We start from the raw sequence: 19,657 nt of genomic DNA on the forward strand, positions 1-19,657 counted from the left end.
CCGTATATAGGTCAAGTCTGCCCAAAGCCCAGTGCGCCAGCAGCGCCGCGTACCGGGCGTCAAAGAGCACCCCCTCGGGACGAAAGCCCGCCTCCTTGGCCCACTCCAGCGGGGCCAGGGCCAGGTCCAGCTTGCTCTCCTCTTCCCCGAAGTAGGGCAGGAAGGCCAGGGGGAGGCGCCGTTCCCCATCCGTGCAGGCCAAGACCACCCGGAAAAGCCCGAAGACCCAGGCTCCCGTGGCGGTGTCCCGGGTCTTCTTGGTCAGCGAGGCTATCTTGAGGCCCAGCTTCCCCGAGGGGTAGCGCTGGATGGGGACGCCCTCCAGGATGAGGTAGCCGCAGTTCAGTCAACCCATGGCCTTGCAGAGCTCCAGGGAGAGCTCAAAGAAGAGTACCAGGGGTTGGTTCAGGGCGCGGTAGAGGGTGTCGTGGATTCCCTCGCGGGGAAGCAACTTCATCGGGCCTCCGTAGTCACCGGCTGCTCTCCCGTAGGGAAACATCTTGGGGCCCATTTTATCGGGGATCTTCAGCACCGCGTAAGTCCAGAAGGATGTCTCCCTTTTATGACGGCCTCTGAGTCTCCCGCAAGGCGGCTGGAGGCGCGGCTAGGGGACGGTTGCGTTCGAAAAGATAGAAAGCCGTAGGTACAACGTAGAAGGTGAGGAGTGCGGACAAGAAGATGCCGCCGAACATGACTATGCCCAGGTTCTGGCCGAACTCTGCTCCCGCTCCCCGGCCCAGGAGAAGGGGTATGCTGATGACAAAAACCGTCAGGGTAGTCATTACGATGGGTCGGAAGCGAAGCTGAGCCGACTCCACCAGGGCGTCAACTAACGGCATACTTCCGAGTCGCTGCATAACGAAATCCAAGTAAAGGATGGCGTTCTTGGCGGAAAGGCCGATAAGAAGGAGAAATCCAAGGACCCCGAAGATGTCCAGGCTTCCCCCGGTTAGGAGCGCGAAGAGCAATGCCCCAGCAATCGCGAAGGGCACGGGAAGGAGGAGGTAGAGGGGGTAGCGGAAAGAGTTAAATTGGGCGGCCATGATGAGGTAGGCCATAAAGAAAGCTAGGAGGAAGACAAAGGGCCCTTGGTCTTGAAGCTGGCGGGCGAGGGCAGCGGGACCAAAGGTGGAGGCCTCCGTGAGGGCCACTTGCCCGTCTAGCACCCCCGCCTCCCGAAGTTCCTGGGCGAACCGGGCCTCCAGGACGGCGGCCGGGGGTGCAGTGGGAGAAGGGCTGACGGTGAGCTGGGCTACGTAGAGGCGATTTTGGCGTTGGATGGCTACAGGTGCCTGAACGGGACGCAAGGCTCCGAGCTGGCTCACCGTGACAGGACCATTGGATGTCGGCAACGGTAAGGAAAGGAGTGCCTGGGTATCGGTTAAATAGATGGGATCTAGTTGCACCCTGATGGGGTAAGTGAGTCCCGCAAGCTCCGCCTGTCCCGCCTGGCTACCTTGGGCAGCTATCTGCAGAGCCTGTGCGACCTGTGCGGAAGTGAGGCCCCTCCCTTGGAGCTTGGCGGAATCAGGGTAGAAGGTGAGCTGGAAGCCGGTTGTAGCACTCTCCGGTACCACGCCAAGAACCTCAGGATCCTGGGTGAGCACGGCAACAGCCCGTTCCATGCGATCTCGGAGGAGAGCTTGGCTGGCCGAGGCTAAGTTGAGGTTCAGATTAGTGCCTTGGAAGCTCCCGCCACCTCCACTACCAGCCCCGAAGATAACGAAGCGAGCGGAGGGCTGGTCCTGAAGGAGGGCGCGTATGCCCTGCTGGAACTCGGGCAGGAGCGCAAAGAGGCTAGGGCGCTCCCTGAAAGGCTTGAGGCCGATCACAAAGCTAGCCCCTCCCTGGGAGACCCTGGTCTCCACTGTGGTCACCTCGTGCCGGAGCAGGAAGTACCCTTCCACACGTTCCGCCAACTGGTTGGCCAGTTCTAAGGAAGTCTGGGCAGGTAGGTTAAGCCGGGCCCTTAGGTATCCGGAGTCGCTCTGGGGAACAAAGCTGAAGGAGATCCGGGGAACCACAAAGAATACAATACCCACAAAGGCGATAAGGCTTCCCCCTGCGACCCAGGATGATTTAGATAAGACCCCTTTTAGGGAGTGGGCGTAGGCTTCACGGATTCGATCCAAAAGGGCCTCTGCGGATATGTAGAGGGTAGTGGTCAGGGCCTCGAGGATCCCCAGTAGGCTCCCCACCAGGTAGCGGCCTAGACCTATAGCGAAGGGATAGAAAAGGAGCAGGGGAAGGAGGGCAGGCCGAGTGTGAAGCACGACGATCAGGAGACCGAGGAGCAGCAAAAGCCACCCACCTTGCCGCCAGGCCTTGAGGCCGTAGCGGAGGTCCTCACGAAAGGCCAGGAGCCGACGCCAGGCTCCTGTCCAGGTAAGGGGTTCAGCATCCGGGGTGTAGGCCATGCGGACGGTGAGGAATAGGAGAGCTTCAAGCCAGGACATGGCTACCGCCGCCGCCAGCCCCAGGGCGAACTGCTCCACATAGCGACCGGCGAACCCGCCCACGAAGCTGACCGGGATGAGCACGGAAAGCAGCGAGAGGCTCGCTGCTGCCACTGCGGAAAAAACCTCGCTGGCCCCCACCAGGACCGCCCGTACCCGGTCTAACCCCTGGGCGCGGTGCCGCTCCACGTTCTCCGCCACCACGATGGAGTCATCCACCACAATACCTATGGCCACGATCAGGGCCAAGAGGGAGACCAGGTTGAAGCTGAAGCCCAAGAGCTTATAGAGGATGGGAGCTGCCGAAAGGGAGATAGGAATCGCTAGGATCACGGTGAGTGCGGTGTTCAGCCGCCCAAGGAAAAGTAGAACCACCACCGCAACCACGGCAGCCGTAAGGAAGAGTTCCCGGTAGGTTCGCTCCACCGAAGCGCGTATGGGAAGGGTAGTGTCGTTGGCGAAAAGGATCTGGTAACCCTCAGGAAGCTGAGCCCGCCGGAGGGCAGCCTTAACGCCGTCTACCACCGCTACGGCGTTGCTGCCGGAGGCCTGTTGCACGGACACCAAAACCACAGGATAACCGTTGACCCGGGCGTAGACCTGGGCTTCCGTTCCCACTTGGACACGGCCAAGGTCCCTCGCACGTATACCTCGGGCGGGGTCCACCAGGAGCTGACCCACCTCTTCAGGGCTATGGGGCAGACTCTCCGTGGTGAGGCTCAGGGTGGTACCTGTGCGGGTGATGGCACCAATGGGGCTCTGCACCACTTCCGCCGCCAGGGCCTGGGCTACCTGATTAGGGGTGAGGCGATAGTAGGCAAGCCGTGCTGGGTCCAGGTAAACCCAGACCCCACGCTGAGGTCCTCCGGTGAGGGACACGTTAGCCACACCTGGGACCTGCTGCAATATGGGAACCAGAACGTTCTGGGCATAGTCATAGACCTGCGATAAGTCCCTTCCCGGGGCGGAGAGGCCGAACTCTAGCACCGGCTGTGCGTTGGGGTCGAAGCTTTGCACCGAGGGTGGGCTGGCTCCAGAGGGGAGGAGCCGGGCCGCTGCCGAGACCTGGGCTGCCACCTGGTTGATGGCGCTTACCCGATCGATATCTGGCCCGAAGGTAACCACCACCTGGCTGGATCCCTGGCTACTCGTGGAGCTAATTTGGCTCACCCCAGCAAGTCGGCTGATGGCGTTCTCCAGGACCTGGGTAACTTGCTGGTCCACAGTGGCGGGGGAAGCCCCGGGGTACTGAACACTGACCGCTACCACGGGCAGGTTGATGCTGGGCAGGAGGTCTACCCCAAGGGTGCGGGTAGCCATGAAGCCAAAGACCACCACGGCCCCAAAAATCCCGATGGAAAGTATGTAGCGGGCAACGGAGAAGCGTACTAGAGGGTTCACACGCACGATGCCTCACCTCCCCGGGCCCCTACCTGGGCCGGAGGGACGCCTGGGAACCGTGCCTGGTATGGGACCCGCTTCCCTTCCTTGCCGAGGGCCTCCGGTCACCACCGGGTTTCCGTCCAGAAGTCCAGGCGGTGGGTTGAGCACCACCTGCATCCCCGGGGCGAGACCGGTCACCGCCACCTCGTCTCCTGCCTGGGCGAGCACCTGCACGGCCTTCTTGCGAGCCAAACCTTGTTCCACAGCGTAGACGTAGACCACAGCTCCATCCGAGGCTAGGGCGGTCACCGGAACCAGCGCTCCCTTGGCCAGGGTCACCGTGTACCGTACGGTTCCTACTGCCCCCAATGCCAGAGGAGCGTTTTGGGACAGGCGGGCGGTGAGGGTGACCTGGCTGCCCCCGACCGGTCCGCCCGGGTTCTGGTCTACCCGGGCGTTGAGGCTTAGCCCTCCAACTAGCAGCTCCACCGGGCTGCCCAGCGGCAGGCGAGCTGCCTCCTCGGGGGGCACGCTAAACTGGACGCGCCGACCTTGGACCAAGGTAAAGACTGTGGCCCCCGCCCCCAGGTATCCGCCGGGGGCGGCAGCTACCTCCAGGATTTCCCCGGGGAAGGGGGCGCGGATCGTGGCGTTTCTCAGGTTGAGTAGCGCTTGGGTGAGCTGGTTCTGGGCCTGGGTTACGGCGACCCTAAGGGCTGCCAGGGTTTCTTCATTGGCCCGCTCGTTCTGCGCAAGGGCGATCTTCGCCGCCTCCAGGTTGGCCTGGGCTTGAGCCAAGTTGGCCTGAGCTTGGGCCAACTCCACATCGGAAAGGCCCCCGAGCTCATGGACGCGTTGGGCGGCGGTGTAGGCCCTCCGAGCCGCTTCATAGGCGGCTTGGGCCTGACGGAGCTGAGCCTCGAGGCGGCTCCGGGCTTCCTGGACCGCCCGGGTCTGAGTGGCCAGGTTGATCTGGGCGTTCTCCACGGCAGCCCTCGCGTTGGCTACGGCCAGCTGCAAGTTCGCCGTATCCATCTCCACCACAGCTTCCCCCTGGCCTACCCGAGCCCCCGGGTTCTTTAGGACACGGGCTACCACCCCTCCCACGAGAGCAGGCACGTTCACCTGAAGGTAAGGAACGACCGTTCCCCCGACCTCGCGGGTGGCCTGCAGGGACCCTTCCTTGACCGTGGCTACCTGAACCTGGATTCTCACCCCCAAAAAGCTCGGGCGTCCCCCTGTCCCGCTGGGCCTGGGTGTGGTGCGGGGAGAGGTGCTTGGCCCGGATGACTCGGGACCGGCTCCTTGGTTACCAAGCCCAGCCTCTGAACCGCTGCTTCGTCCAGCCCAGAATCCCAGGACGAGGCTGATCAGCATAAGAAGGGCTAGGGAAATGCGTCGGGCCATGGCTCACCTCAGGAGGCCAGTGAGGTCCCGACCAGCCGCTAGAGAAAGAGCTGCCAGAGCACGCCAATAGGTGTCCTTTGCCTGCCAGAGGGCGTAAGTAGCGGTTAGAACCGATACTCGGTCCGTTTCCACCTGCAGGGCAGATACAGTGCCGGCCTTGAAGGCTGCTTGGTCCTGCACTAGGATCTTTTTAGCGTTCTCCATCCCTTCCTGGGCCAAGGAGATGGCTCCAAAAGCTGCTCGGGCCGCGTGATAGGCATTAAGTAAGCTGGTGAGGGCGTTCTTTTGCGCAAGATCCAGAGCTTTGCGGTCATTCTCTAAGGAGAGCTGCGCTGTCTTGAGCGTTAAAGCGGGCGTGTAATCGTTGTCGGAAAGCTTGACGAGAAGCTCGTCGTAGGTCACCGCTTGGGTCAGCTGGAGTACTTGGGGGAGTCGGTCATAGAGTTCTTTCTCCAAGTCTTCCAAGGCGACCGCAACGGGGGGCGGTTCCGGAGGAGGCGACAAAGGAGCAGGGCCCAGATCGGAGAGGCCCAGCTGGGTGGCGAGCTGGGCGGCCAGCACCGGCGTTTGCCCTCGGGCGGTGGCCAGGTTCTGGCGGGCACTGTCCAAGCTGGCCTGGGCCCGGGCTACGTCTAAGGAAGTGGCGTTGCCTACCGCCTGCCGAGCCTTGGACACCTGGAGGTTGCGTTCTGCCAGGACCACCTGTGCTTGAAGAACCTCCACGTTTTGTTGATTCTCAAACAGGGCGAGGTAAGCGTTCAGCACTCCTTGGAGAACCTGGAGCCGAGCGTAGGTTAGGTTGACCTGGGCCAGGGCGTACCCCTGTCGGGCCCGGGTTAGGTCCAAGATCAGGGTGTTCGGATCCTCTTCTTTGGCCCTGAGCTGGAGTTCCGCATTTTGAAGGCTGACCCGTGCTTCTTGAAGGGTCGGGCCCTGTTGCAGGGCGGTATCCAGAGCTTGCTGTAGGGTAAGGCCCTGTTGGGCAAAGACAACCTGGGGGACGACGAGCCAGAAAAACCACCGAAGGGTTGTCCAGTTGTTCTTCACTGGGCCACCTCCTTGACATAAGCCTCTAGGGTGAGGCTCCCCATGGTGCGTTTAAGGGCCAAGTAGGCTAAGTAGGCATTCGTGCGTGCACTTTCCAGGAAATAAGCCGCTTGTTGCCTCGTTTGCTCCGCTTGGGCCAGGTCTAGGGCAGTAGCGAGCCCTACCGCGAGTCGCTTCCTGGTATCGCCCAACACCTGCTCGGCAGCAGCCAACCCACTTCGAGCTGCAGCGAGCTGCTCGAGGGCGGCAAGGTACGCCGCGTGGCGAGCGCGCAGGTCTGCTTGGGCCGAGGCTAGAGTCGACTCGAGAGCAGCCTGCTGAGCACGAAGACTAGCCCGGGCCGAGGCTATCTGGGCATCAAGGTCGGGGGCAAGAAGGGGTACGGTAACGCTTAGACTCGCTCTCCAGCCCTCGGGCCCGGTGGCGTTGGGGACGTAGGCCAGGGAGGCTCCGATCTGGCCTGTGCCTAGGTTTAGGCTGAGGGCCACGCTGGAACCGGGCTGGCTAGTGCTGACCTGCCCGTAGCTCACCCCTAGACTTCCCTGGGGCAGTAGCCGGGCTTCCTCCGCATAGGCAAGAGCTGCCTTAGCGTCTTCAAGCGCATTTTGGGCTCGCTGCACATCGGGACGGGCGTTCAGCGCTTTGAGGGTCTCGTCCAAGCTGGGAGGAGACGGCGGATCGGGGGCAGGGGTAATGGGAGGTGGTCCTGGGGGCTGCCCCAAAGTAGCGTACAACGCAGACCGTGCGGCGACCTCCTGGGCCTGGGCTTGGGCCAGGGCGGCCTCGGCTTGCTTTAAGCTTGCCTCCGCCTGGCGTAGCCCTTCTTCAGAAAGGGCCCTCTGAGCCTGCTTGGCTTTGGCCACCCTATACTCTTCCTGCGCCAAGAACAAGCCCTTTTGGGCTAATGCCAGGCTCTGCGCTGCCAAGTAGGCATTCCAGTATTGGTTCAAGAAGTTAAACACTAGATCTATCTCCCCAGCGATCCGGGTGAGCGCAGCCCGCTCCAGAGCCATGGTGGCTTGACGGGCCGCTTCCCTTAGGGGCCCGTAGGGAAGGGTGCCCAAGTTAATGCTGGCCGTGAAGCTTTCCTGGGAGGTTGCCTGCTGAGCTAAAGCCAGATAGCTTAGGCTCCCGCTCACGGCGACCCTCACTCCCAGAGCAGCAAGGGTGGACTGAGCGCTAGCCTGGGCCTGAGCGTACTGCGCATCGAGGCTATGCCATCCCGGGCTCTGGGGGAGAAGGCTAAGCGCATCCCTCAGAGCCAGGCCCTGAGCCCAAGCTAAGGTGACGAAAGAAGGGAGAAGGGCTAGCAACCGCATAGGGTTCGGTTTATCCTCCGCATGTCAGCCCAGCCTTCCAGGAGTTGACCCAGATCTCCGTTTTGTTCGGTGCTTCCCTTGCTCTTCCATGTTGAAGTCGACCTCTAAGGACGCGCAAGAAGCTTTCACCTCCTGGCCCTCAAGTTAGTCCTCCTCGGTTAAGCGGGGGTTAGACAAGCGGAGGCAGGCCACAAGCCCCTGGGGTTTTCCCGAAAAGAGCTCCAGCCTTCCGTCGTGGGCCTCGGCCACCCTCTGGGCCACGGAGAGGCCAAGCCCCTCCCCGGGCTTTGCCGAGGCCCTAAAAAAGGGCCTCCCCGCCTCCCTCAGGACCGCCTCTGGCATCCCGGGCCCCTCGTCCTTCACCTCCAGCACCACCCCCTCTCCCTCAGACCTAAGCCTTAAGTGTCCAAGCATTAAGCTATCTACATGCCCGCCCCCCTTCGCATCCACCTGACCCCCGAGCGTCAGCGAAGCTATCTTGCGGAAGCCCAGCTCCGGGAGCTGGATCAAGGAATTAGCATAAGGATCAAGGAATTAGCATAAAAGGATAGTACACCGTAAGCGTGCGAGCCTGGCCCTTTCTCCTTCCCACGGCCCTTTTCCTCCTGGCCTTCACTTACCTCCCCGCCCTCCGGGTAGCCGTGGAGGGCCTTTCGGCCCTTTCCAGCCTTCTCGCCCCGGAGAACCTGAACGCCCTCCGGGTAACCCTCCTCTACACCCTTCTCACCGTGTCCCTCTCCATCCTCCTTGGCCTCCTGGCCGCCCTGGTCCTGGGGGGAAAGGCTTCCTGCGCCAAACGCCGGGGGAGGAGGGGTGCGGAATGTGGGTCTACAAGGATCTCGTCCAGAAGGGGACTGCCGGAAAGACAGGGCGTTGTCCTGAGGCGTAGGGCATGCGGGACAAGGGCGCCATGGCCCCACGGCCCTACTCCAGGGGTAACCGCCGCACCCGCACCCGATGGTCCTCCACCACCACCAAGGCCCCGGCCTCGAGGTCCTCCGCCAAGCTTTGCAGGACCCTCAGAAGGCGGGGCCCCACCGCTTCGGGGCGAAGGTCCCCCGTGCGCAGGAGGACCACGCTGGGACGGTCTTCTCGGCCCAGAGCCAAGAGGGTGCCCATGTCCTGGTCGTGGGTTAGCAGCACATACCCTGCTTCAGCCGCAACCTTGAGGAGCGCTTCATCCGGGGCTGTGAGGGGGCCGAGGGCGGACCAGTGAACTGCCTCCAAACTTCCCTCGCGGAGGAAGGCCACCCACCTGGGCGTGAGGTTCACGTCCACCAGAAGCTTCAGACGGCCACCTCCCGCTCGTCGGCGAGGCGGGCCGCGTACTCCAGGGCCGCGTCAATGTCCTCCCGTTCCAGGTAGGGATAATCGAGGAGGATCTCCTCCGGGGTCTGGTGGCGGAGCAGGGTGAGGATCGTCCCCACCGTGATCCGCATCCCCCGGATGCAAGGCCTCCCCCCCATGACCTGGGGGTCAAAGGTGATGCGCTCGCGCCAGCCCACAGGACCATTCTAGCCGAAACAAAGCTTCAGGGTTCTGAGGTTGGCCCCAAACCTTCCAGGAAGCGGTGGACGGCCAGGAGCCCCAGGAAGGCCTCCCCCATCTCCTCCAGGGGGACCTCGGCCACCTTCACCCCATCCCGCAGGGCCAGGACGGGGAAGCACGTTACGTCCTGGAGAATGGCGTCAAGTGGAGGGCCATGCCTCGTCACGCCGCAGGCTTAGGTTCCTGACCTGCCCCCCTGGTCCACCGTCTACCGCTGCTTCCGCAAGTGGCAGAAGGAAGGCCTTTGGGAGAGAGCTGTCCAAGCCCTGGCCCGGCAGGACCGGGAGCGAGAAGGGAGGTATGGTTCACCCAGCGCTCTAGTGATGGGTCAGACCGCAAGGGCTAATTTGCCTCGGCAGATCCTGACGGACACGGGGGGCCGTCTTTTGAAGGTCTTCGTGCACCCCGCCAATGAGAGCTCAAGTCTTGTGATATTGACATTCTATTTTCATATGCCCTACCATGGGACCGCCCTATACCCCCACGGGGTAAAGGGCGGAGGTGAAACATGTGGAGAAGACTTCCCGCGCTTCTATTGGCTTTGGGACTTGCCTTGGGGCAAAAGCCCACAGCGGTGGCCACCATCCAGCCCCACGCCCTCTTCCTGCGCTCCCTGGTGGGGGACAGGATGGAGGTGGGCCTTCTGGTGCCCCCTTCCACCAATCCCCACGTCTTTGACCCCTCCCCCTCCCAGGTGCAGGCCGTGGCCAGGGCCCGCCTGGTGGTGGACAACGGGGCCAAGCTGGACGACTGGATCCTGGAGAAGGTGGTCCGGCCCAACAGCCTGAAGACCCCGGTGGTGGTGCTGGCCGAGGCCCTGGGAGACGGCCTCATAAAGACCCCCACTGGGCCGGACCCCCATTTATGGCTGGACCCTCTCCTCATGGCCAAGGCTCTTCCCTCCTTGGTGGAGGCCTTGTCCCGGGTTGACCCTGCGGGGGGAGCGGTCTACCGCGCTAGGGCCGCCCGCCTCGAGGCGGAGCTCGTGCGGCTGGACCGAGAGGTGGCCGGGTTGCTTCAGGCCCGGAAGGGGCCAGGGGTCATCACCTTCCGCAACCCCCTGCGCTACTTCGCCGCCCGGTACGGGGTGAAGGTTCTCTACAACATCGTCCCCAACCCGGACTCGCCGGACATAAGCGCCAAGGCCGTGGCCGAGGCCCAGAAGGTGGCCAAGGAAGCGGGGGTACGGCACCTCCTGATCCCCCTGGCCGCCAAGGAGCAGGGCGTGGCCGTGGCCCGGAACCTGGGGTTGGAGCCCGTGCTGGTGGATGTCCTGGGGGAAGGCGCCAAGGACTACCCCACCCTCCTTCGCGGGGTGGCGGAGGCCTTCGCCCAGAGCCTCCGCTGAGGGAGGGGCCGTGGGCCACCTCTTCATGCCTCTCCGGTCGGGGAAAGGGGGGCCATAAGCTTCCACCCCTCTCCCTCATGGCGCAGGCGCCACCACCCTTCCCGGGGCGCCGGGGGAAGCCTGAAGAGGCTGGGCACGCTCTCCCAGCGTCCCCCAAAGAAACGGGCCACCAGCAGGGCCTCTCCCGGCACCCCCTTGAGCCTCTTCCAAAGCCGGCCTTCCGCCCACCACACCCGGACCCAGTCCGAAGACGCCCCCACCCAGGGGCCGGGTCCCTGGAAGTACGCCCAGGTGCGGGGCTCCACCACCTGGACGCGCCTCCCTGCCACCGCCACCACCATCCCCGGGGCCATGAAGGCCCACAGCTCTCCTTCGGGGCGAACCCACTGACCGGCCACCCAGAGGCCTTCCTCCATCACGCCCTCCACGGGTCCGTAAAGGGGAGGGAACCGCCCCTCTTTCTCCTCGTCTTCTTTTTTCTTGCCCTTTTTCTCTTCCTTTTCCTCCTCCTTTTTCTTCCCGCGCTTTGCCTCGTCTTCGCCTCCCTTCGCCAGGGAGGAAAGCAGGATTAGGGCGAGGAGCCTACGCCGCGTCCACATCGCGCCACCTCGGCAGGGTCAGGACCGCCCTCAGGCCCGGTGCAGCGTTCTCCCAAGCCACTCTCCCCCCAAGCCAAGCGGCCACCAGGCGGACCAAGGCCAGCCCGAGGCCCGTCCCCTTGGCCTGGGGGAGAAAGGGCTCCCCAAGCCGGGAAAGGAGAGGGTCGGGCACCCCGGGCCCGTGGTCCCGGACCCAAAGCCGCACCTCCTTTTCCCCGGCCTCGAGGCCCACCTCCACCGGGGGCCCCCCGTGAACCCGGGCGTTTTCCAAAAGGTTTTCCAGCGCCCGCTCCAGCAGGCCCTCGTGAGCTAGGACCCAGACCCGTTCCCGGGGCAGCTTCGCCACCACCCCCTGGGGAAGCCGGGCCCGCAGGAAGTCGCCGAGCTCCAGGGGGTTGAGGTCCTCCTGCAGCCGGGCCAGGTCCAGGAGCCCTGCCAAGGTCGCCCGCACCCGGGAAAGGGCCCGCTCCATCTCGGGCAAGGCCTTTTCCGGCGGGAGGTACCCGCCCTTCAAGGCCTCCACCTGGGCCTGGAGGACGGAGAGGGGGGTGCGGAGCTCGTGGGAGGCGTGGCGGGTGAAGGCCCGCTCCCGCTCCAGGGCCATCTGCACCGCGCGCACCACCCGGTTGAAGGCCCGCACCGGCCGGGCGAGTTCCGGCTCCGGGGGCTCGGGAAGGGGCTTAGGGAAGCGGAGGCGGGAGAGGTGGTCCAGGGCTTGGCCCAGGAGGGCGAGAGGACGGGTGAGCCGGGCGGCCAGGTAAAGCCCCAGAAGGCCCGCGAGCCCCACCAGGGGCGCGAGGGGGAGGAGGGCGGCCTGCAGGTAGGCGGCGAGGGCCCTCCGGTACTCCTCCACCCGCAGGCTGACCTCCAGGGTGTACCCCTGCCACGGGGTGGTGACCGTGCGCCACGCCTCCCCTTCCCGGGGCTGGAACCCGCCCTCCAGCACCGCCTCCCCGCCCTCCAGGAGGCGGAAGCCGAAGACGTAGTGGACCCCGAAGATCTCCCCCTGGGCCAGGCGCGGGCCCGAAGGCGTGAGCGCCAAGGAGCGCTTCGCCCTTTCCGTCACCTCCACCAGGTCCCCCTGGATGTCCCGCTCCACCAGGTTGCGGAAGGACCAGTACCCCAAGACGGCCTCGAGGCTGCCCAAGGAAGCCGCCAGCAGGAGGAAGGCCAGGGCCAGGCGCCGCCGCAGGCTCATGGGCTCCCCAGCCGGTACCCCCCGGGGACCCGCTCCACCACCCAGGGGGCGACCTTCTGCCGCAGGCGCTGCACGTAGACCCGGAGGATGGCCTCGGTTTCCGCCCCGGGGAAGACCCGCTCCAGAAGCTCTTCCTTGGCAAAGGCCTTGTCGGGGTGGAGGGAAAGGACCTCCAGTAGGGCGAACTCCTTGGGGGAAAGGGCCACCTCCCGGTCCCCCCAATGGACCCGGCGGCGGGAGAAGTCCACCCGCAAAGGACCCCGCTCCAGAACCTTTCCCTTGAAGGAGGCCCCCCGGCGGGCCAGGGCCCGCACCCGGGCGAGGAGCTCTTCCAGGTGAAAGGGCTTCACCAGGTAGTCGTCCCCACCGAGATCCAGGCCGGCGATCCGGTCCTCCAGGGCGTCCCGGGCGGTGAGGAAGAGGATCCCGCCCTCGTACCCCGCCCCGCGCACCTCCTCGGCGAAGCGGAAGCCCGCGTCCTCTCCCTCGGGGAGCCGCACGTCCACCACCATGACCGCCGGCTCGGCCTCTTCCAGGAGGCGGTAGGCCTCCGCCAGGCTCCTGGCCCCCAGGGCCTCGAACCGCTCCCGGCGCAGGTAGGCCAGGATGGGCTCCAGAAGCCCGGGCTCGTCCTCCACGACCAAGACCCTCATCCTTCCCTAGCGTAGAGGCCCAGGGCCCCCAGGAGGGTGAGACCGGAGAGGGAGAGGGGGGCCAGGGGAGGCGGGGCTTTTTCCGCTTCCCCTTCCCCCCACTTCCCCCACTCCTCTTCCGCGTCCGCCCAGCGGTAGACCGCGGGGGGCCGGGCCTCGAGGCCCTCCTCCACGTGCTGGAGCAACCCGAAAACCCCCGCCGGGGCCAAAAGGGCCAGGGCGAGGGCTAGGCCCCACCCCCTCAGGACCAGGCCGAGAAACCCCAGGAGGGTCCCGACCAAGGCCGTGAGGGGCGCGAGGAGCTGGACGCCCTCCGTGTGACCCATGAGGAGAAGCTCCACCCCCGTGAGGAAAAGCCCCCCGGCGCTAAAGAGGGCCACCAGCTCGGGTAGGCCTTTGCGCACCCACGCCCTCATCTTTCCTCCCAGGCCTTCAGGTCCAGGCCGTGGCAGTAGGCGCAGAAGTTGTTGGGCAGGACCTGGTTGAAGGCCTTTTCGTCCTCGGGATTGCGGATAAGGGCCAGCTGGGCCTGCTGGAAGGCGCGCGCCAGGGCGATCTCCGCGGGGGCCATGCGGTCCGCCCCCCGGTGGCAGGCGGCGCAGCGCTGGCCTCCCCCGTGCTCCGCCGCCTCCCCGTGGAAGGAGGTGAAGTCCTGGCCGTGGTCCTTGGGGGCGTGGCACTGGGCGCAGGCCGGGTCCCCCTTCCGGCCGAAGGCGGGGAAGAGCACGGCCTCCACGGGGGGGGTGGCCCCGGGGATGGCGGAGGCCCGGGTCCGCCCGTCGTGGCAGGTGGCGCAGAAGCGGCCAAGGGACTTGGCGCCGTGGGGCTCCAGGGCCGGGCTTGGGGCCAGGCTACGCCAGGTCTGCCCCCGGTCCAGGCTCTCGTGGCAGGTCTGGCAGGTGGTCCCCTTGGCCCCCAAGGCGGCGAAGTGGCGCTCGTGGCTGAAGACCACCCGAGAGGCCCCCTGGGGCAGGAAGGTCTTTACCAGGTCCTGGGGAGGCTGCCACTGCTTTTTGGGCTTAAGGCGACCTCCTTTCACCTCCACGTACTGCCCCGGGACCACGTTTAAGCCCGGGGGCAGGGGGGTCCCGTCGGAGAGGGAGGCCTGGCCCTTTTCCGGGTCGTAGCGGACGAAGAGGTAGCGCTCCCCCCCGGAGGCCAGGGCCACGGCCAAGAGGCAGAGGAAGACCGCCCCCCTCACCGGACCACCCCCTGGCCCTCCACCTTCACCACCACCCGGTCCTGGACCCGCATGCCCATGAAGCTCGGAGCCCTGAGGCCGTAGTCCGAGAGGGAAAGGGCGAACTCCGCGGAAAAGACCAGCCTCCCCCCCTCGAGGCGGTACCGCACCGGCACCGCCACCTCGCGGCGCACCCCGTGAAGGTCCAAGACCCCCAGGACCTGCCCCGTGGTCTCGTCGTAGCCCTTCAGGAGGAGGCAGGCCTCGGGGAAGCGCTCCACCTCCAACATCTCCCGGGTGTGCCGGTCCCGCAGGGGCTCCTTGGAGTCCCAGGTGGAAAGGTCCACGCAGACCCGCCCCTGGAGGCGCCTCGAGCCGGGGTCAAACTCCACCTGCCCCTTCAAGGTGCGGTTCACCCCGCCGAAGGCGCCCAAAGGGGCCCGGGCCTGGTAGGCCACCTCCCCGCTCACCGCGTAGCCCGCGGCCCAGGCCGCGCCGAGGAGAAAGAACCACGCCGCAAGCGCTCGCATGCGCACCTCCTGCCCTCGAGGCTAGCTTCCCGGCGTAAACCCGCCGTAAACGCTCCGGAGGGGAAGACTCCCCTCCGGAACGAAGCCTCCCGGCTAGTCTTTCACTTCCACCTTGAGGGCGTGGTAGTTGCCGTTTGCGTCCTGGACCGCCTCGTACTTGACCTCCACCCGGTCGCCCACCCGGAGCTCCTCAAAGGCTAGGGGGCCGTCCGGGTCGTCCCGCTTGAGCACCGTGGACCCGTCCACGTAGAAGCCCCAAGAGCCCACGGTGAAGGCGCGCCCCTGGGGGTCTAGGGCGGCGATCCGACCCTTCACCTCTCCCGAGGGAACGCCGGTCTTGGGGTACTTCACCTTCACCTTCTCGGCGTGGAAGAGGGTGGGGTCGTTGGCGTCCGCCCAGCCCTTGACCTCCACAAAGGCCCCTTCCGTGAGCGTCCCCTTGACCTCCGCGCCGGAGTAGTCCACCGTGAAGCCCAAGAGGGCGAAGGTCCGGGCGGTGGGGTCCAGGCTGGACAGCGGCCCCTCGAGTTCCATCCTCCCCGAGCCGCCGTAGGCTCCGGAGGAAAACTCCACCTTGGAGGCACGGATCAGGCTCCCTTCCAGATAACCCTTCACCTCCACCCAGGCGCCCTCCGCCGGGGTGCCCTGGACCCTGGCCTGGCTGTAGTCCACGGTGTAGCCGTTGAGCAGGAAGGTATTGCCTCGGGGGTCCAGGTTTTGTGCCCGGCCCTTAAGCTCCACCGACGGTTGCTCCGTGGGGGCGGGGTAGCGCTCTATGTAGGTGGCCAGAACCCCCGTGGGCGTGGGCGTGCCGTGGACTTCCACCCAGTCGCCCACCCTCAGGTCCGAAAGGAGGAGGGTCTGGCGCCCCCCGGGGCCCTTTTGGTAGATGTAGGTGTTGGCGTCGGTGGCCACCTGCTGGCCCAGGACCACCAGGGTGCCGGCCTGTGGGTCAAGGCTTTCTATGGGGCCCTTCAACTCCGCCTTGAGGTCCACGGACTCGGCCTTGAGGCGGGAGCCCTCCACCCTCCCCGCCACCTGGACCACCTGCCCGGGCAGCAGCTCATCCCCGTAGGGCTCTCCCTCCTTGGTGACCGAGGCGGTGCTCACGTCCAGGGGGAGGCCCGCCAGCGTCGGCCTTCCGGGGCTACCTCCCAGGACCCCCACGAAAACCTGGGTCGGACCCGCCTGAGGCCCACCCCCTTGCTGGCAGGCCACCAAAGCGCCCACCAATCCCCAGAGAACCCAAAGCCTTCTTACCACGGCCTCACCTCCGGAACCGAGGATAGGCCTCGGGCGTAAACAAAAGGTAAATGCCCTCCATCCCAGCTTCCTGCCGAATGGCCGGGCCAGGGCCACTTCCCTTCACCCCTTCAGCCCGGTGAGGACCACGCCCTCCACGATCTGGCGTTGGAAGAAGAAAAAGACCAGGAGGACAGGGAGGACCGCCAGGCTCGAGGCGGCCATGATCAGGTTCCAGGCCGTGCCCGCCTCACCGGAGAAGAGGGCGATCCCCACGGGTAGGGTGCGCATCTCCGGGGTTTGCACCACGATGAGGGGCCAGAGGAAGGCGTTCCAGTTGCCCAGGAAGGTGAAGATGCCCAGGGCGCCCAGGGCGGGGCGCACCAAGGGGAGGCCCACCCGCCAGAAGACGCCGAGCTCGGAGAGCCCGTCTATCTGGGCGGCGTCGAAGAGGTCCTGGGGTAGGGTCTCGAAGAACTGGCGCAGGAGGAAGACCCCGAAGGCGCTCATGAGGCCGGGGAAGAGGAGGCCCCAGTAGGTGTCGGTCCAGCCCCGCTCCGCACTCATCACGTACCAGGGGATAACCAGCATCTCCGTGGGCACCATGAGGGTGGAGAGGATGAGTACAAAAACCAGGTTTTTGCCAAAGAAGCGGAGCCTGGCCAGGGTGTAGCCGGCGAGGCTGTCGAAGAAGAGCACGGAGACCGTGGTCACCGTGGCCACCAAAAGGCTGTTCAGGAACCAGCGGGGGAAGCCCGTTCCCCAGAGAACCTGCCGATAGTTTTCCAAGGTGGGTTCCTGGGGAAGGAAGCGGAGGGAGAAGAGTTCGGGGAAGGGTTTGAGGGAGGTGAGGACCATCCAGAGGAAGGGGAGGACCATGACCCCGCTTCCCAGGGCCAGCAGGACCAGGACCAGGAGGTCGCCGAGGCGCCTCTTTCCTCTCATACCTCTACCCTCCGCGTGAGGATCCGCAGCTGAAGGAGGGTAATGAGGAGAATGAGGGCGAAAAGCACCACGGTGACCGCCGCCGCGTACCCCAGCTGGAAGCGGAGAAAGGCCAGCTGGTCGATGTAGAGGGCCAGGGTCAAGGTGCTGTTCAAGGGCCCCCCCTGGTCGGTGAAGTTGAGGTTGACCACCTGGGTGAAAAGCTGGAGGTAGCCGATGGTGGCGATGACCGCGGAAAACACCAGGACGGGGTTGAGGAGGGGCCAGGTGATGTGCCGGAAGAGCCGCCAGCCCTCGGCTCCGTCTATTCGGGCCGCCTCGTAGTACTGCCGGGGGATGCTCTCCAGCCCCGCCAGGAAGAGGACCACCTGGAAGCCCAGGTTCTGCCAGACCACCACCCAGGTCACCGTGGGGAGGGCTTGCCTCGGGCTTTGGAGAAAGGGCTGGGGCGGGATCCCCAGAAGGCCCAGGAGCTCGTTCACCAGGCCGAAGTGGGGGGAAGAACAGCCAGCGGTGCCTGCCCTGAGAACCCCTGCCTAAAGAGGGGGTCCCCACCATGCGGTCACCCAACAGGACAAGCCCCCGGTCTAAAACAGCCCAAGCGGAACCGCACCACCCATCGGAGGCATCCTCAGGGAAAAGCCCGAACCTTTTCCCGGTACCAGAGAGCGCTCCGCTTCGGGATGCGCCTTTGGCTGGGGAAGTCCACGTAGTAGAGGCCGAAGCGCCGGGTGTAGCCGAAGGCCCACTCAAAGTTGTCCATGAGGCTCCAGACGAAGTAGCCCCTGAGGTCCACCCCTTCTTCCCGGGCCCGGAGGGCGGCCTCCACGTGGGCCTCGAGGTAGGCCACCCGCTCGGGGTCCTCCACCATGGCCTCTCCCGTCCACAGGTCGGGGTAAGCCGCTCCGTTTTCCGTGACGTAAAGGGGCCAGGGCACCTCCTGGCTAAGGCGTTTTAGGAGCTCATAGAGCCCTTCAGGGTACACCTCCCACCCCATGGCCGTGACCGGCCCCTCCGGGGGGAGGTACCGCACGGGCAGGGGCCCCGTCCCCCGGGCCACGCGGACCGGGGCGTAGTAGTTCACCCCCAGGAAGTCCAGGGGCCTCGTGATGAGCTCCAGGTCACGGGAGAGGACGGGGATGGGAGGGGCTTCCTGGAAGGGGCTTTCGGGATACCCCTTGCCCAGGATGGGGTCCAGGAAGAAGCGGTTGTGGTAGCGGTCGGCCACATCCACCGCCTCGGGGTCCTCGCCGTAGGCCGGGGCGAAGTTGAGGACGATCCCCACCCGCCTCGCCCCCGCGGCCCTCAAGGCCTCCACGGCGAGGCCGTGGCCCAGGAGGAGGTGGTGGGCGGCGCGGAGGGCCGCTTCCAGGTTTCTTAGGCCGGGGGCGTGCTCGCCCGTCCAGTGCCCCAGGAAGGCGGAACACCAGGGCTCGTTCAGGGTGGCGAAGAAGGGCACCCGGTCGGCGAGGGCCCGGGCCACCGCCTCGGCGTACTCGGCGAGGGCGAAGGCGGTCTCCCGGCTCCGCCAGCCTCCCCGGTCCTCCAGGGCCAAAGGCAGGTCCCAGTGGTATAGGGTGAGAAAGGGCGTGATCCCTTCCTCCAGGAGCCGGTCCACCAGGCGGTCGTAGAAGGCGAGGCCCTTGGGGTTGATCCGCCCCCGGCCCTCGGGGAGGATCCGGGGCCAGGCCACGGAGAAGCGGTAGGCCCGCACCCCGAGCGTCTTCATCAGGGCGATGTCCTCTTCGTAGCGGCGGTAGTGGTCGCAGGCGGGCTCCCCGGAACTGCCGTCCCGGATGGCCCCAGGGCGGCGAGCGAAGGCGTCCCAGATGGAGGGCCCCCGGCCGTCCTCCTGGGTGGCCCCCTCAATCTGGTAGGCGCTGGTGGCCACCCCCCACAGAAACTTTTCGGCGTTTTCGGCCATGTGCGTTCCTCCTCCTCCCAACACCTAGCCCTTCACCGCCCCGGCGGTGAGGCCCTGGATGAGCTGGCGCTGCACGAAGAAGAAGAGGACGAGGACGGGCAGCGTGGCCACCGTGGCGGCGGCCATGACCAGGTCGTAGCGGTTCTGGTAGTTGCCCACGAAGTTGCGGATGCCCACGGGAATGGTGGCCGTGGCCTCGTTGGTGAGCACCTGGGCGAAGAGGAGCTCGTCCCAGGCGGTGAGAAAGATGTAGACGGCCGTGGCCGCGAGGCCCGGAAGGGCCAGGGGCAGGATCACCCGGTAAAACGCCTGGAAGGGCGTGGCCCCGTCCACCATGGCCGCCTCCTCCAGCTCCTTGGGAATGGAGGCGAAGAAGCCCCTGAGGATCCAGATGCTCAGGGGGACGAAGAAGGCGGTGTAGGTGAAGACGAGCCCCCCGTAGCTGCCCACGAGGCGCACCTCGAGGCCCAAGGCGGAGCGGACCCAGTTCTGCACGTAGATGTACATGATGTAGATGGGGATCAGGAAGAGGATCCCGGGGATCACCTGGGTCACCAAGACGCTTCCCCCGAAAAGCTCCGCTCCGGGGAAGCGGAACCGGGCGAGGGCGTATCCGGCGAAGGTAGCCACCATCAAGGCCAGGGCCGTGGTGAGGAGGCAGACCAGAAAGGAGTTCTTCAAGTAGTGGAAGAAGGGCAGGACGCGCCAGATGTCCAGGTAGTTGCCCCACTGGGGCGTCTTGGGGAAGAGGCTTCCCGTGGCCGCCTCCAGCTGGGTCATGAGGGAGGTGTTCACCATCCAGAAGATGGGGAAAAGGTGGAACACGAGGATGAGAAACAGGAGTAAGCCCGCGCCCCACCTAAGCCAGCGTTCCTCGT

The 19,657-nt window shown here is 65.6% G+C and carries 19 protein-coding genes and 3 pseudogenes; 1 reads left to right on the forward strand and 21 read right to left on the reverse strand.

Translation table 11 applies throughout. The annotated features are described in order from the left end of the window. Positions 1 to 43: 43 nt before the first annotated feature. From ACY5J6_RS12725 to ACY5J6_RS12770, 10 genes and pseudogenes are all read right to left on the reverse strand, one after another. Positions 44 to 430, reverse strand: a pseudogene (locus ACY5J6_RS12725) (IS701 family transposase); the annotation flags it as partial. 130 nt (positions 431 to 560) lie between these two features. Continuing rightward, positions 561 to 3,863 (reverse strand): efflux RND transporter permease subunit, encoded by a 3,303-nt coding sequence (locus ACY5J6_RS12730; protein ID WP_462846738.1) that lies wholly within the window; start codon positions 3,861 to 3,863, stop codon positions 561 to 563. Between the two features lie 6 nt (positions 3,864 to 3,869). Beyond that, complete coding sequence (locus ACY5J6_RS12735) at positions 3,870 to 4,874, reverse strand: efflux RND transporter periplasmic adaptor subunit (protein ID WP_462846773.1); 1,005 nt, start codon at positions 4,872 to 4,874, stop codon at positions 3,870 to 3,872. A gap of 375 nt (positions 4,875 to 5,249) precedes the next feature. After that, the gene (locus tag ACY5J6_RS12740; protein WP_462846739.1) at positions 5,250 to 6,293 is read right to left on the reverse strand and encodes a TolC family protein; all 1,044 of its coding nucleotides are present in this window, start codon (positions 6,291 to 6,293) and stop codon (positions 5,250 to 5,252) included. After that, on the reverse strand, positions 6,290 to 6,952 hold the full coding sequence (locus ACY5J6_RS12745) for a TolC family protein (RefSeq protein ID WP_462846774.1): 663 nt from the start codon (positions 6,950 to 6,952) through the stop codon (positions 6,290 to 6,292). Before ACY5J6_RS12745 ends, ACY5J6_RS12740 begins: the two co-directional genes overlap by 4 nt. 69 nt (positions 6,953 to 7,021) lie before the next feature. Then, positions 7,022 to 7,612, reverse strand: a pseudogene (locus ACY5J6_RS12750) (TolC family protein); the annotation flags it as partial. A gap of 144 nt (positions 7,613 to 7,756) precedes the next feature. Next, positions 7,757 to 8,026 carry a sensor histidine kinase gene (locus ACY5J6_RS12755; protein ID WP_462846740.1) on the reverse strand — a complete coding sequence of 90 codons (270 nt, stop codon included), beginning with the start codon at positions 8,024 to 8,026 and terminating at the stop codon, positions 7,757 to 7,759. 510 nt (positions 8,027 to 8,536) lie between these two features. Beyond that, the gene (locus ACY5J6_RS12760) at positions 8,537 to 8,890 is read right to left on the reverse strand and encodes a DUF5615 family PIN-like protein (protein WP_462846741.1); all 354 of its coding nucleotides are present in this window, start codon (positions 8,888 to 8,890) and stop codon (positions 8,537 to 8,539) included. A gap of 8 nt (positions 8,891 to 8,898) precedes the next feature. Continuing rightward, complete coding sequence (locus ACY5J6_RS12765; RefSeq protein ID WP_462846742.1) at positions 8,899 to 9,117, reverse strand: DUF433 domain-containing protein; 219 nt, start codon at positions 9,115 to 9,117, stop codon at positions 8,899 to 8,901. A 26-nt stretch (positions 9,118 to 9,143) separates the two neighbouring features. Next, positions 9,144 to 9,326 (reverse strand): hypothetical protein, encoded by a 183-nt coding sequence (locus tag ACY5J6_RS12770; protein WP_462846743.1) that lies wholly within the window; start codon positions 9,324 to 9,326, stop codon positions 9,144 to 9,146. Between the two features lie 342 nt (positions 9,327 to 9,668). Between ACY5J6_RS12770 and ACY5J6_RS12775 the strand changes: the two genes are divergently transcribed. Next, complete coding sequence (locus ACY5J6_RS12775; RefSeq protein ID WP_462846744.1) at positions 9,669 to 10,508, forward strand: metal ABC transporter substrate-binding protein; 840 nt, start codon at positions 9,669 to 9,671, stop codon at positions 10,506 to 10,508. A 23-nt stretch (positions 10,509 to 10,531) separates the two neighbouring features. On the opposite strand, the gene ACY5J6_RS12780 is transcribed toward ACY5J6_RS12775, so the two are convergent. The 11 genes and pseudogenes from ACY5J6_RS12780 to ACY5J6_RS12830 form a co-directional block, all read right to left on the reverse strand. Beyond that, entirely contained in the window at positions 10,532 to 11,107 is a 576-nt protein-coding gene (locus ACY5J6_RS12780; RefSeq protein WP_462846745.1) for a hypothetical protein, read from the reverse strand. Next, positions 11,091 to 12,305: a sensor histidine kinase gene (locus tag ACY5J6_RS12785; RefSeq protein ID WP_462846746.1), complete on the reverse strand. Its 1,215-nt coding sequence runs from the start codon at positions 12,303 to 12,305 to the stop codon at positions 11,091 to 11,093. Before ACY5J6_RS12785 ends, ACY5J6_RS12780 begins: the two co-directional genes overlap by 17 nt. Further along, entirely contained in the window at positions 12,302 to 12,958 is a 657-nt protein-coding gene (locus tag ACY5J6_RS12790; protein ID WP_462846747.1) for a response regulator transcription factor, read from the reverse strand. The genes ACY5J6_RS12785 and ACY5J6_RS12790 overlap by 4 nt, the downstream gene beginning before the upstream one ends. After that, on the reverse strand, positions 12,955 to 13,374 hold the full coding sequence (locus ACY5J6_RS12795; RefSeq protein WP_462846748.1) for a hypothetical protein: 420 nt from the start codon (positions 13,372 to 13,374) through the stop codon (positions 12,955 to 12,957). Before ACY5J6_RS12795 ends, ACY5J6_RS12790 begins: the two co-directional genes overlap by 4 nt. Then, positions 13,371 to 14,159: a cytochrome c3 family protein gene (locus tag ACY5J6_RS12800; RefSeq protein ID WP_462846749.1), complete on the reverse strand. Its 789-nt coding sequence runs from the start codon at positions 14,157 to 14,159 to the stop codon at positions 13,371 to 13,373. The genes ACY5J6_RS12795 and ACY5J6_RS12800 overlap by 4 nt, the downstream gene beginning before the upstream one ends. Continuing rightward, positions 14,156 to 14,668: a YceI family protein gene (locus tag ACY5J6_RS12805; protein WP_462846750.1), complete on the reverse strand. Its 513-nt coding sequence runs from the start codon at positions 14,666 to 14,668 to the stop codon at positions 14,156 to 14,158. Before ACY5J6_RS12805 ends, ACY5J6_RS12800 begins: the two co-directional genes overlap by 4 nt. Before the next feature lie 93 nt (positions 14,669 to 14,761). Next, positions 14,762 to 15,898 (reverse strand): DUF5666 domain-containing protein, encoded by a 1,137-nt coding sequence (locus ACY5J6_RS12810; protein ID WP_462846751.1) that lies wholly within the window; start codon positions 15,896 to 15,898, stop codon positions 14,762 to 14,764. Positions 15,899 to 16,033: 135 nt separating this feature from the next. Then, positions 16,034 to 16,855 carry a carbohydrate ABC transporter permease gene (locus ACY5J6_RS12815; protein WP_462846753.1) on the reverse strand — a complete coding sequence of 274 codons (822 nt, stop codon included), beginning with the start codon at positions 16,853 to 16,855 and terminating at the stop codon, positions 16,034 to 16,036. Next, positions 16,852 to 17,355: pseudogene (locus ACY5J6_RS12820) on the reverse strand (carbohydrate ABC transporter permease); the annotation flags it as partial. The pseudogene ACY5J6_RS12820 and the gene ACY5J6_RS12815, both read right to left, overlap by 4 nt. Before the next feature lie 131 nt (positions 17,356 to 17,486). Beyond that, positions 17,487 to 18,779, reverse strand: a complete 1,293-nt coding sequence (locus ACY5J6_RS12825; protein ID WP_462846754.1) for a GH1 family beta-glucosidase — start codon at positions 18,777 to 18,779, stop codon at positions 17,487 to 17,489. Positions 18,780 to 18,803: 24 nt separating this feature from the next. Continuing rightward, positions 18,804 to 19,559: a carbohydrate ABC transporter permease gene (locus ACY5J6_RS12830; RefSeq protein WP_462846775.1), complete on the reverse strand. Its 756-nt coding sequence runs from the start codon at positions 19,557 to 19,559 to the stop codon at positions 18,804 to 18,806. Positions 19,560 to 19,657 lie beyond the last annotated feature (98 nt).

The sequence above is a fragment of the Thermus sp. H19.2 genome, assembly GCF_054979525.1.

Coding starts and splice junctions, on each gene's coding strand:
- ACY5J6_RS12755 (WP_462846740.1), bottom strand. CDS start 8,026: ATGCTTGGACACTTAAGGCTTAGGTCTGAGGGAGAGGGGGTGGTGCTG.
- ACY5J6_RS12780 (WP_462846745.1), bottom strand. CDS start 11,107: ATGTGGACGCGGCGTAGGCTCCTCGCCCTAATCCTGCTTTCCTCCCTG.
- ACY5J6_RS12775 (WP_462846744.1), top strand. CDS start 9,669: ATGTGGAGAAGACTTCCCGCGCTTCTATTGGCTTTGGGACTTGCCTTG.
- ACY5J6_RS12815 (WP_462846753.1), bottom strand. CDS start 16,855: ATGAGAGGAAAGAGGCGCCTCGGCGACCTCCTGGTCCTGGTCCTGCTG.
- ACY5J6_RS12805 (WP_462846750.1), bottom strand. CDS start 14,668: ATGCGAGCGCTTGCGGCGTGGTTCTTTCTCCTCGGCGCGGCCTGGGCC.
- ACY5J6_RS12785 (WP_462846746.1), bottom strand. CDS start 12,305: ATGAGCCTGCGGCGGCGCCTGGCCCTGGCCTTCCTCCTGCTGGCGGCT.
- ACY5J6_RS12790 (WP_462846747.1), bottom strand. CDS start 12,958: ATGAGGGTCTTGGTCGTGGAGGACGAGCCCGGGCTTCTGGAGCCCATC.
- ACY5J6_RS12830 (WP_462846775.1), bottom strand. CDS start 19,559: ATGACCCAGCTGGAGGCGGCCACGGGAAGCCTCTTCCCCAAGACGCCC.
- ACY5J6_RS12795 (WP_462846748.1), bottom strand. CDS start 13,374: ATGAGGGCGTGGGTGCGCAAAGGCCTACCCGAGCTGGTGGCCCTCTTT.
- ACY5J6_RS12735 (WP_462846773.1), bottom strand. CDS start 4,874: ATGGATACGGCGAACTTGCAGCTGGCCGTAGCCAACGCGAGGGCTGCC.
- ACY5J6_RS12825 (WP_462846754.1), bottom strand. CDS start 18,779: ATGGCCGAAAACGCCGAAAAGTTTCTGTGGGGGGTGGCCACCAGCGCC.